10 protein-coding genes are annotated in these 10,735 nt (G+C 66.1%); 8 read left to right on the top strand and 2 right to left on the bottom strand.

The features are described from left to right. Positions 1 to 253 precede the first annotated feature (253 nt). The 5 genes from EKL94_RS18415 to EKL94_RS18395 all read left to right on the top strand — a co-directional run bounded on the left by EKL94_RS18415 (position 254) and on the right by EKL94_RS18395 (position 3,788). Complete coding sequence (locus EKL94_RS18415; protein WP_126930151.1) at positions 254 to 1,150, top strand: DMT family transporter; 897 nt, start codon at positions 254 to 256, stop codon at positions 1,148 to 1,150. Between the two features lie 120 nt (positions 1,151 to 1,270). After that, a complete protein-coding gene (locus EKL94_RS18410) occupies positions 1,271 to 2,278 on the top strand; it encodes a methionine ABC transporter ATP-binding protein (RefSeq protein ID WP_126930150.1) in 1,008 nt (335 codons plus the stop codon). Beyond that, positions 2,275 to 2,964: a methionine ABC transporter permease gene (locus EKL94_RS18405; RefSeq protein WP_049399224.1), complete on the top strand. Its 690-nt coding sequence runs from the start codon at positions 2,275 to 2,277 to the stop codon at positions 2,962 to 2,964. Before EKL94_RS18410 ends, EKL94_RS18405 begins: the two co-directional genes overlap by 4 nt. Positions 2,965 to 3,200: 236 nt before the next feature. Continuing rightward, a complete protein-coding gene (locus tag EKL94_RS18400) occupies positions 3,201 to 3,479 on the top strand; it encodes a type II toxin-antitoxin system RelE/ParE family toxin (RefSeq protein WP_080354792.1) in 279 nt (92 codons plus the stop codon). A gap of 9 nt (positions 3,480 to 3,488) precedes the next feature. After that, complete coding sequence (locus tag EKL94_RS18395) at positions 3,489 to 3,788, top strand: HigA family addiction module antitoxin (RefSeq protein ID WP_049443949.1); 300 nt, start codon at positions 3,489 to 3,491, stop codon at positions 3,786 to 3,788. A gap of 40 nt (positions 3,789 to 3,828) precedes the next feature. Here the strand turns inward: EKL94_RS18395 and EKL94_RS18390 are convergent, their stop codons facing one another. Next, the gene (locus EKL94_RS18390) at positions 3,829 to 4,431 is read right to left on the bottom strand and encodes a lipocalin family protein (RefSeq protein WP_126930149.1); all 603 of its coding nucleotides are present in this window, start codon (positions 4,429 to 4,431) and stop codon (positions 3,829 to 3,831) included. Positions 4,432 to 4,558: 127 nt separating this feature from the next. Here EKL94_RS18390 and EKL94_RS18385 point away from each other — a divergent pair, with 127 nt between their 5' ends. After that, positions 4,559 to 4,885: a hypothetical protein gene (locus EKL94_RS18385; protein ID WP_126930148.1), complete on the top strand. Its 327-nt coding sequence runs from the start codon at positions 4,559 to 4,561 to the stop codon at positions 4,883 to 4,885. A gap of 69 nt (positions 4,886 to 4,954) precedes the next feature. After that, on the top strand, positions 4,955 to 7,051 hold the full coding sequence (locus tag EKL94_RS18380) for a prolyl oligopeptidase family serine peptidase (protein ID WP_126930147.1): 2,097 nt from the start codon (positions 4,955 to 4,957) through the stop codon (positions 7,049 to 7,051). A gap of 144 nt (positions 7,052 to 7,195) precedes the next feature. Here EKL94_RS18380 and EKL94_RS18375 read toward each other — a convergent pair whose 3' ends face one another. After that, positions 7,196 to 8,383 (bottom strand): pyridoxal phosphate-dependent aminotransferase, encoded by a 1,188-nt coding sequence (locus EKL94_RS18375; RefSeq protein ID WP_126930146.1) that lies wholly within the window; start codon positions 8,381 to 8,383, stop codon positions 7,196 to 7,198. Between the two features lie 192 nt (positions 8,384 to 8,575). On the opposite strand from EKL94_RS18375, the gene EKL94_RS18370 reads away from it, so the two are divergent. Then, on the top strand, positions 8,576 to 10,687 hold the full coding sequence (locus EKL94_RS18370) for a S9 family peptidase (protein ID WP_126930145.1): 2,112 nt from the start codon (positions 8,576 to 8,578) through the stop codon (positions 10,685 to 10,687). Positions 10,688 to 10,735: the final 48 nt, after the last annotated feature.

The raw sequence follows: 10,735 nt of genomic DNA, 5'->3' as shown, positions 1-10,735 counted from the left end.
GCTTGCCCAGTCTTATCAGTGCGAGCGCCAACTCGATCAACTGTTCGGGCGGATCAGGGAGAAACCGGCGCGGAGATCCTTGCTACAGAGCGATCGAAAAGACCTAGAGCCGAACGGTCGTCCGCGCTGGGCTCTCGGCACCTAAGGTGCCAGAGTCGCAAGAGATAAGAGCCGAGCCATGCTCGGCTGCTTTGTGAAGAGCGGTCGAGCACGGCTCGACTCTACAATCCGGTGCTGTCGGCGATAATGGGCCATGAACCTGCAACGCTCCCCTTCGCGTGCGGTGGCCTGGATGGTCGCTGCGGTCGCCTGTTTCTCGCTGATGGACGCTGGCATGAAGCAGCTGTCGGCCAGCTATCCCACGCTGGAAGTGACTTTCCTGCGTGGTGCGGCCTCGTTGCCGTTCGTGCTGGTCTGGGTGCTGGTCAGCGCTGGCCCGCGCTCGCTGATCCCGCGCCGCTGGGGCCTGCACCTGCTGCGTGGTGGGCTGGGCATGGCGATGATCGGCTGCTTCGTGTTCGCCCTGCGCGACCTGCCGCTGTCCACCGCGTACACCATCTATTTCGTTGCCCCGCTGCTGATCGCCGCGCTGTCGGTGCCGTTGCTGGGCGAGCGGGTCGGGCCGCGGCGCTGGGTCGCCATCGGCATCGGCCTGGTGGGTGTGCTGGTGGTGCTGCGGCCGGGCGTGGATGGCTTCATTTCGGTGCCTGGCCTGATGGTGCTGGCGGCGGCAACGGCCTATGCCGTTGCGGCGATCACGGTCAGTCTGCTGACCCGCACCGATACCTCGCAGTCGATGGTGGTCTGGTTCCTGGTGATCATGGCCATCGGCGCCGGCCTGCTGGCCATTCCCGGCTGGGTACCGCTGCAGCTGGCACATGCGCCTTTGATTGCCGGCATGGGCCTGGCCGGGGCGCTGGGCCAGATTGCCCTGACCAAGGCCTTCCAGCTGGGCGAGGCCTCGATGATCGCGCCGCTGGAGTACAGCGGCCTGGTCTGGGTGATCGGCTGGGATCTGGCCTTCTGGGGCCAGCTGCCGGACAGCTATACCTGGGTGGGCGCGGCGATCATCGTCGCCTCGGGTCTGTACCTGCTGCATCGTGAGCGGGTGAACCGGCAGGAACCACCGAAGCCGCTGGATCATCCCTGAGCCGGGGGCGGCGGCTTAGAACCAAAAGGAATAACATTCTGGCCCATGGCGCGGGCGCGCGACCGCCTGCGCTGGTAGGCTGCACGCCCCCTTCCGTCACCCAGCCGGTGAGCCACGCCCGTGATCGAGTTCCAGCGCCTGCACAAATCCTATGCCGTTGCCGGCCGCGCAGTCAGCGCGCTGCAGCCGCTGGACCTGACCATCGAGGCCGGTGAGGTATTCGGCATCATCGGCCATTCCGGCGCCGGCAAGTCGACCCTGATCCGCATGATCAACCGCCTGGAAGAGCCCAGCGGTGGTCGCCTGCTGATCGGTGGCGAGGATGTCACCGCACTGGATGCGGACGGCCTGCGCGCGCTGCGCCGGCGCATCGGCATGATCTTCCAGCACTTCAACCTGCTGTCTTCGCGCACGGTGGCCGGCAATGTCGCCTTCCCGCTGGAGCTGGCCGGCACGCCGAAGGCGGAGATCGACGCACGCGTAGCCGAACTGCTGCAGACCGTGGGCCTGGAGGCACACGCGCAGAAGTACCCGGCACAGCTGTCCGGTGGCCAGAAGCAGCGCGTCGGCATCGCCCGTGCACTGGCAACCCGGCCGCAGATCCTGCTGTGCGATGAGGCCACCAGTGCGCTCGACCCGCAGACCACCGCCTCGGTGCTGTCGCTGCTGTCGAAGATCAACCGCGAGCTCGGCCTGACCATCGTGCTGATCACCCACGAGATGGATGTGATCCGCCGCGTCTGCGACCGCGTCGCCGTGCTCGATGCCGGGCAGATGGTCGAGACCGGACCGGTCACCCGTGTGTTCCTGCACCCGCAGCACCCGACCACGCGCCGTTTCGTCAGCGAATCGGAACACATGGACGAAGGTGCGCTGCATCGCGATTTCGATGCCGTCGGTGGACGCATCGTGCGGCTGACGTTCCTCGGTGGAGACACCTACGAACCCCTGCTCGGCAGTGTCGCGCGGCAGACCGGGGTCGACTACAACATCCTGTCCGGCCGCATCGACCGGATCAAGGACACCCCGTATGGCCAGCTGGTGGTCGCCCTGGTGGGCGGCGACCAGTCCGCCGCGCAGGCCGCGTTCGTGGCTGCCGGCGTGCACGTTGAGGAGCTGCGTCGATGATCATCGCCACTGCAGGCGGATTCTTCCGCCACCTGGATGCGGGCAAGTGGGCCGACATCGGCCAGGCCACCATCGACACCCTGCTGATGCTGCTCGGTTCGCTGCCGCTGACCCTGGCCATCGGCCTGCCCCTGGGCGTGCTGCTGTACCTGTTCGGCGCGCCGCAGATGAAGCGCCGGCCGTTCGCCTATGGCGTGCTGGCGCTGGTGGTGAACCTGCTGCGCTCGGTGCCTTTCATCATCCTGATGATCGTGCTGATCCCGGTCACCCTGTTCCTGATGGGGACGTCGCTGGGTGTACGCGGTGCGATCGTGCCGCTGGTGATCGGTGCCGCGCCGTTCTACGCGCGCCTGGTCGAGACCGCACTGCGCGAAGTGGACCGTGGCGTGATCGAAGCGACCCAGTCGATGGGTGCCACCACCTGGCAGCTGGTCACCCGCGTGCTGCTGCCGGAGGCGCGTCCGGGCCTGATCGCTGGCGCAACGGTCACCACCGTGGCGCTGATCGGCTTCACCGCGATGGGCGGTGCGATCGGCTCCGGTGGCCTTGGCGACCTGGCCTTCCGCGACGGCTACCAGCGCTCGCACACCGACGTGGCCCTGGTCACCGTGGTCCTGCTGCTGATCCTGGTGCAGCTGCTGCAGATGCTCGGCGACCGCCTGGTCGCGCATTACAGCCGCAAATGACGAGGCGCCCCGGGCGCATCACGTAGTGCCGGCCCATGGCCGGCAGACTCGCGATGCGCCCGGATGTGGTGGGTTTGCCGGCCAGCGGCCGGCACCATCGGGATGTTCGCCCGGCGGCCCTATAGCGGTCGCCTTTGGAACCGCCCAGGCCGATCAGGAATCAATATCGCCAGACTGGGACTGGCAGCACATCCCATTCCTTGGTATGTTCCGTTTAGCGTAATACGCTGAACGGAATGATTCGTTCATTCCGCTGCAAGCAGACCCGTGCCCTGTTTGAAGGAACCTGCGCTCGCGCTTGGCGCCCGATACGACGCGCTGCCGAACGCAAACTCCAACTGCTCGACTCGGCGCAGACGTTGGCGTTCCTGCGCAGCCCGCCCGGAAACCGGCTCGAAGCGCTGTCAGGTGACCGGAAAGGGCAGTACAGCCTTCGGATCAACGATCAGTGGCGACTCTGCTTTACCTGGACCGACAACGGCGCCGATGCCGTGGAAATTGTTGACTACCACTGAGGTGCCGCCATGAAGCATCCCCACAACGGCATGCGCGCCATTCATCCTGGCGAGATCCTGCGCGAAGAGTTCCTGCTGCCGCTTGCGTTGAGCGTGAACGCGCTGGCAAGGGCTTTGGACGTTCCCGCAACGCGGCTGCACGCCATCGTGCATGGCGAACGCGGCATCTCGGCGGACACGGCCGCGCGGCTGGCGCGGCATTTCGGTGGGGATGCCGCATCCTGGCTTGCGATGCAGGCGGCTTACGATCTCAAGACATTACCAACGCGCAACGAGATCGAGCGACGGGTGCAGCCGCGGGCGGCGTGAACACCGGCCGTGTGGATCCAATCGGCGCGCGCAGGCCCAGTCAACGCACGTTCGGTACTTCGTAGCCCAGCTTGCCGACCTGCTCCGGGTGCTGCGGCACGCGCTTGAGCTTGTCGGTGTTCACCCCGTACTCGTCACGCAGGCGCTCGGCCAGCTCCTTGTACAGGGCTTTGTCCATGTCCGGCGTACGCGAGAAGATCCAGGCCATTTCGCGGCCCGGGTAGCCGATCAGCGCCCACGAGTAATCCGGCGCCACTTCCAGCACCCTCGAATGGGTAGGCACGACGCGGTAGAACCAGGTGCGCCAGCCGTGGTTGCCGCTGTCCGGGTCGACGCTGGCGCGGGCACGCACTTCCTGCAGCGGTTCGCCGAAGCCATCACGGTAGCGGTAGGCGATGCCGACCTTGTGCTCGTCGCGCAGTTCGTAGTCATTGACGCTGGCCACATGGCCACGCTCGATGAAGTTCGGCACGCGGCCGATCACGTACCAGGTACCCATGAAGCGCTTCAGGTCGATCGGCGCATCCGGATCATCCGCGCGAGGGGCGCTGGCACGGGGCGACGGCGGCTCACTGGCGGCCACGGCGGGGCCCGCCAGGGACAGGGCCAGCAGCACGGCGCAGAGCGGGCGGATCGAAGTCATGCGGGAGCGGGCTCCAGTGGGCTTGCACGCGCATGGTCGACTGTGTGCACGCGATCCGTCAATGGTGTCGCAACCTGTGAGAAGGGCGTTGCCCAAGCTGTGTTGCATTGTCCACCGGAGAAGCCCCATGAACGCACGTTCCGTTCGTCGCCCTGCAACTGAACGCGTCATCATTGAACGCGCCGATCCACGCCTGCTGCGCAGCGTGCGGCAGGTGGCGCTGGCCGGCCTGGCACTGGTGCTGGTCTGGCCAGCCGCGCGCGGCAGCAGCGCCTGGCTGGGTTGGTTGCCGATGTGGCTGGTGGGCATGCCGCTGGTGGCCTGGTGGGCGCTGCTGCGCTTTCCGCTGCCGGGACTGTCGTGGCTGCGGCTGGCCCGGCGTACCGGTGGACAGGCCCGTCGTCGCGCCGGCGGCACGACCCGTGGCCGGCGCAGCCCCGCCGCCACGGCCTGACCTTCGACACGGGGGAGACCGCGACATTCCGTGCTAGCGTTCCAAGGCTTATGACTGCCTGGAGCTGCAATGTCACGACTCGCTTCCGCCTGCCTGCTGGCCGGCATGATGACCGTTGCCTCGGTGGGGACCGCCGTGGCCGCTGAAGACACCGACCGTTACGCCTGGCTCGAAGACGTCACCGGCGACAAGCCGCTGACCTGGGTCAAGGAACAGAACGCCAAGTCCGAGGCGCGCCTGGCGCAGACCCCGGCCTTCAAGCAGATGGAGACCAGCATCCGCGAGGTGCTCGACTCCGATGCCAAGATTCCCGGCGTGCAGAAGATCGGCGACTACTACTACAACTTCTGGAAGGACCAGCAGCACGAGCGTGGCCTGTGGCGCCGCACCACCCTGGCCGAGTACCGCAAGGCCTCGCCGCAGTGGGAAACCGTGCTCGATCTGGATGCGCTGAACAAGGCCGAGGGCGAGAACTGGGTCTGGCACGGTGCTGACTGCCTGCGTCCGGACTACAGCCGCTGCCTGATCGCGCTGTCGCGTGGCGGTGCGGATGCCGACGTCACCCGCGAATTCGATCTGTCCAACAAGACCTGGATCAAGGACGGCTTCTTCCGGCCGGAGTCGAAGGGCGGCCTCAGCTGGATCGATCGCGATACGGTGTTCGTCTACACCGACTTCGGTGCCGGTTCGATGACCACCTCCGGCTACCCGCGCGTGGCCAAGCTGTGGAAGCGTGGCACGCCGATGGCCTCGGCCACGGCCGTCTACGAAGGCAAGCCGGAAGACATGTACATCGCGGCGATGCACGATGACACCCCGGGCTTCGAGCGCAACCTGGTCAGCCGCACCCTGGCCTTCTACAACAACGAGATCTACCTGCGCGGCGACGACGGCACGCTGACCAGGATCGATGCGCCGAACTCGGCCGAGAAGGGCCTGCACAAGCAGTGGCTGACCCTGGAGCTGCGCGACCCGTGGACCGTGGGCGGCAAGACCTATGCCTCCGGTTCGCTGCTGGCCACCAAGCTGGATGACTACCTGGCGGGCAAGCGCGACTTCGAGGTGCTGTTCACCCCGACCGCGACCACCTCGCTGGCCAGCGCCACCTGGACCAAGAGCCATCTGGTGCTGAACGTGCTGGATGACGTCAAGAACCGCCTGTCGGTGCTGACCCCGGGCGCCGATGGCTGGCAGACCAGCCGCTTCGTCGGCGCGCCGGCCTTCGGCACGCTGGGCGTGGCCGCGGTGGACAGCAACGACAGCGACGCGGTGTGGTTGACCGCCACCGACTACCTGACCCCGACCACGCTGGCGCTGGCCGAGATCGGCCAGGCGCCGGAAACGCTGAAGACCATGCCGGCCTTCTTCGATGCCAAGGGCAAGGTGATCGAGCAGCAGTTCGCCACCAGCAAGGACGGCACCCGCGTGCCGTACTTCGTGGTGCACGACAAGGCGATGAAGCTGGACGGTTCCAACCCGACACTGCTGTACGGCTACGGTGGTTTCGAGATCTCGCTGACCCCGAACTACTCCGGTGGCATGGGCCGCGCCTGGCTGGAGAAGGGCGGCGTGTACGTGGTCGCCAACATCCGCGGTGGTGGCGAGTACGGCCCGCGCTGGCACCAGGCAGCGCTGAAGCAGAACCGTCACAAGGCCTATGAAGACATGGCGGCGGTGGCGCGCGATCTGGTCAAGCGCAAGATCACCAGCGCCAAGCACCTGGGCGTGCAGGGCGGCAGCAACGGTGGCCTGCTGACCGGCAACATGCTGACCCAGTACCCGGAACTGTTCGGTGCGGTGGTGGTGCAGGTGCCGCTGCTGGACATGAAGCGTTACAGCCATCTGCTGGCCGGTGCCTCGTGGATGGCCGAGTACGGCAACCCGGATACCAGCGACTGGGAGTTCATCAAGACCTTCTCGCCGTACCACCTGTTCGACGCGAAGAAGAACTACCCGCCGGTGCTGTTCACCACCTCCACCCGCGATGACCGCGTGCATCCGGGCCATGCCCGCAAGATGGCGGCGAAGATGATCGACGCCGGCAAGGACGTGACCTACTACGAGAACATCGAAGGTGGCCACGGCGGTGCAGCCAACAACGCGCAGGCCGCACACATGTCGGCGCTGGCCTACAGCTTCCTGTGGGAGCGGTTGGGCGGCAAGTAAGCAGATAGGCAGAACGGAAAACGCCGCCCCAGGGCGGCGTTTTTCTTTGGGTTCCACGCATCCACGCATGGCGTGGATCTACCCATGTACCGTGCGCTGGACCAGTAGATCCACGCCATGCGTGGATGCCGTTCGCGCGGACGATCAGCCGCTCCAGCGCTGCAACCCACGCGCAATCCGTTCCACTGCCTCCTGCAACCGCGGCACTTCCTGGGTATAGGCCAGGCGTACATGCTGGTTGGCGCGATGGAAGCCGAAATCCAGTCCGGGGGTGAACGCCACGTGCTCGGTTTCCAGGAAGTGCGTGCAGAACGCCTGCGCGTCGTCGGTGAACGCGCTGACGTCGGCGTACAGGTAGAACGCACCCTGCGGCTCGACTTCGATGCGGAAACCCAGCTCGCGCAGCGCGGGCAACAGGAAGTCGCGGCGTTGGCGGAACGCTTCACGGCGCTGCTCGAAGATCGCCATCGACTCCGCGCTGAAGCAGGCGAGCGCGGCGTGCTGGGCGATGCTCGAGGCGCTGATGTACAGGTTCTGCGCCAGCTTCTCCAGGTCAGGTACGGCTGCTGGCGGTGCCACCAGCCAGCCCAGCCGCCAACCGGTCATGCCGAAGTACTTGGAGAAGCTGTTCAGCACGAACGCGCTGTCATCCACCTGCAGCACGCTGGGTGCATCCAGGCCATAGGTGAGGCCGTGGTAGATCTCGTCCACCACCAGGTGACCACCGCGCGCGCGCAGGGTCTGCGACAGGGCGGCCAGTTCGTCGGCGGAGAGCACGGTGCCGGTCGGGTTGGCCGGTGAGGCAACCAGTGCGCCGACGCTGTCGGCGTTCCAATGCTGTTCCACCAGCGACGGTGTGAGCTGGTAGGCGGTGTCCGGCCCGACCGGCACCAGCTGTGCGCCGCCTTCAACGAGGCGCAGGAAATGGCGGTTGCACGGATAACCGGGGTCGGCCAGCAGCCAGTGGCGACCGGGATCGACCAGCAGGCTGCTGGCCAGCAGCAGCGCACCGGAGCCGCCGGGGGCGACCAGGATGCGTTCGGGATCGATGTCCAGTCCGTAATGGCTGCGATAGAAGCCGCTGATCGCCTGGCGCAGGGCCGGCAGGCCACGCGCGGCGGTGTAGCGGGTATGGCCGGCGGCCAGTGCGGCCTGGCCGGCACGCACGACCGGTTCGGCGGTGGTGAAGTCCGGTTCGCCGATTTCCAGGTGGATCACATCATGGCCAGCCTGTTCCAGCGCCTGTGCACGGGCCAGCAGGGACATCACGTGGAACGGAGCGATTTCATGGCTGCGCCGGCTGTAGCCCGGCGTGTGGGGCAGGGTACTCATGCGCCCATGGTACGCCGTGCGTCCAGGTAGTGCCGGCCGCTGGCCGGCAACCACCAGCCTCTGTTTATCCCTAGGCTGCGGGCCAGCGGCCGGCACGACCCATGACGTTCCGCAGGGTTGCCCGCAACCCTCCTGCAACCCAGACTCGAGCACAAGGACGCCATTGCATTGCGGCTCAAGGAGCCTTATTTCATGAAATCCACCCTCTGCCTGTTGCTTGCCAGCCTGATGACCACCACTGCCACCGCCGCCACTCCGCCCGTTCCGCCGGATGCCGCCAAGCATCCGCATGTGGTCAAGGCGCCGTTCGGCGCGACCCGCAACGACGACTATTACTGGCTGCGCGACGACAAGCGCGAGAACAAGGACATGCTGGCCTACCTGCAGGCCGAGAATGCCTATGCCGACCAGCTGCTGGCGCCGCTGAAGCCGCTGGAAGACACCCTGTACAAGGAGATCGTCGGCCGCATCAAGCAGGACGATTCCAGCGTGCCGGCGCGCGAGCGTGGCTACTGGTACTACAGCCGCTTCGAGACCGGCCAGGACTACCCGATCCACGCACGCCGCAAGGGCAGCATGGATGCCGCCGAGGAAATCCTGCTGGACGTCAATACGATGGCTGCCGGCAAGGGCTACTTCAGCGTCGGCTCGATGGAAGTCAGCCAAAACAACCAGCTGCTGGCCTGGGCCGATGATGATGTCGGCCGCCGCCAGTACACCATCCGCTTCAAGGACCTGGCCACCGGCAAGGTGCTGCCCGATGTGATTACCGGCAGCTCCGGCGACCTGGTCTGGGCCGACGACAACTGCACCGTGCTGTATGTCGAGAACGATCCGGAAACGCTGCTGACCGTGCGCGTGAAGAAACACGTGCTGGGCACCCCGGCCAGCGCCGACACCGTCATCTACGAAGAGAAGGACGACAGTTTCTACATGGGCATCGGCCGCACCCGCGACGATCGCTTCATCACCATCGGCGTGCACAGCACCGTGTCCTCGGAAGAGCGTTACGCGCCGGCCAGCGACCCGACGAATTTCACCGTATTGGCGCCGCGCCAGCGCGATGTCGAGTACGACGCCGACCACTACGATGGTCGCTGGGTGATCCGCACCAACGACGGTGCGAAGAACTTCAAGCTGGTCACCGCATCGACCGATGCGACCTCGCGTGCGCAGTGGAAGGACTGGATCGCGCACGACGATGCGGTGTTCATCGAAGGCTTCGAACTGTTCGATGGCTACACCGCCATCGCCGAACGTTCCGAAGGCCTGGAGCGTATCCGCCTGCTGTTCAAGGATGGCCGCAGCGACTACGTGAAGGCCGATGAGCCGGCGTACTCGATGGGCCTGGGCGACAACACCGAGGCCGATACGCCGTGGCTGCGCTACGTCTACACCTCGATGACCACCCCGACCACCGTGTTCGAGCTGAACACCGCCACCGGTGAGCGCCGCCAGCTCAAGGTGCAGCCGGTGATCGGCTATGACGCTTCGAAGTACGAAACCGATCGCGTCTGGATCACCGCGCGCGATGGCGTGAAGGTGCCGGTGTCGCTGGTCTACCGCAAGGGCTACCAGAAGGACGGCAAGGGCGCGCTGTTCCAGTACGCCTATGGCAGCTACGGCATGTCGATGGACCCGTACTTCAACCAGACCGCGGTAAGCCTGCTCGACCGCGGCGTGGTGTATGCCATCGCCCACATCCGCGGTGGCCAGGAAATGGGCCGCGACTGGTACGAGAACGGCAAGCTGCTGCACAAGCAGAACACCTTCAACGACTTCATCGATGTCACTCGCGGCCTGATCGCACAGGGCTGGGCGGCGAAGGATCGCGTGGCCGCCTCCGGCGGCAGCGCCGGTGGCCTGCTGATGGGCGCGGTGGCCAACCAGGCGCCGCAGGATTACCGGGTGATGGTGGCGCAGGTGCCGTTCGTCGACGTGGTCACCACCATGCTCGATCCGACCATTCCGCTGACCACCAACGAGTACGACGAGTGGGGCAACCCGGAGCAGAAGCCGTACTACGACTACATGCTGTCCTACTCGCCCTACGACAACGTCAGGAAGCAGGCCTACCCGTCGCTGTTCGTGGGTACCGGCCTGTGGGATTCGCAGGTGCAGTACTGGGAACCGGCCAAGTGGGTGGCCAAGCTGCGTGACGACAACACCGGCCACTACCCGATCCTGTTCCGCACCAACATGGAAGCCGGCCACGGCGGCAAGTCGGGGCGCTTCCAGCGCTACCGCGAGCTGTCCGAGTCGTACGCGTTCGTGCTGCAGCAGCTGGGCATCGTCCAGCCGTAATGACGCAGGGGTGCCGGGCGTTGCCTGGCACCCCGAACCGGTATCCTT

The organism is Stenotrophomonas maltophilia, assembly GCF_003970865.1.
GTDB lineage: Bacteria > Pseudomonadota > Gammaproteobacteria > Xanthomonadales > Xanthomonadaceae > Stenotrophomonas > Stenotrophomonas maltophilia_AR.
This window is presented reverse-complemented; position numbering and strand designations above follow the sequence as displayed.

What these genes read in the sequence shown, in the direction of transcription:
- EKL94_RS18415 (WP_126930151.1), top strand. Translation starts at nt 254, where the DNA reads ATGAACCTGCAACGCTCCCCTTCGCGTGCGGTGGCCTGGATGGTCGCT.
- EKL94_RS18405 (WP_049399224.1), top strand. Translation starts at nt 2,275, where the DNA reads ATGATCATCGCCACTGCAGGCGGATTCTTCCGCCACCTGGATGCGGGC.
- EKL94_RS18400 (WP_080354792.1), top strand. Translation starts at nt 3,201, where the DNA reads ATGATTCGTTCATTCCGCTGCAAGCAGACCCGTGCCCTGTTTGAAGGA.
- EKL94_RS18395 (WP_049443949.1), top strand. Translation starts at nt 3,489, where the DNA reads ATGAAGCATCCCCACAACGGCATGCGCGCCATTCATCCTGGCGAGATC.
- EKL94_RS18390 (WP_126930149.1), bottom strand. Translation starts at nt 4,431, where the DNA reads ATGACTTCGATCCGCCCGCTCTGCGCCGTGCTGCTGGCCCTGTCCCTG.
- EKL94_RS18385 (WP_126930148.1), top strand. Translation starts at nt 4,559, where the DNA reads ATGAACGCACGTTCCGTTCGTCGCCCTGCAACTGAACGCGTCATCATT.
- EKL94_RS18380 (WP_126930147.1), top strand. Translation starts at nt 4,955, where the DNA reads ATGTCACGACTCGCTTCCGCCTGCCTGCTGGCCGGCATGATGACCGTT.
- EKL94_RS18375 (WP_126930146.1), bottom strand. Translation starts at nt 8,383, where the DNA reads ATGAGTACCCTGCCCCACACGCCGGGCTACAGCCGGCGCAGCCATGAA.
- EKL94_RS18370 (WP_126930145.1), top strand. Translation starts at nt 8,576, where the DNA reads ATGAAATCCACCCTCTGCCTGTTGCTTGCCAGCCTGATGACCACCACT.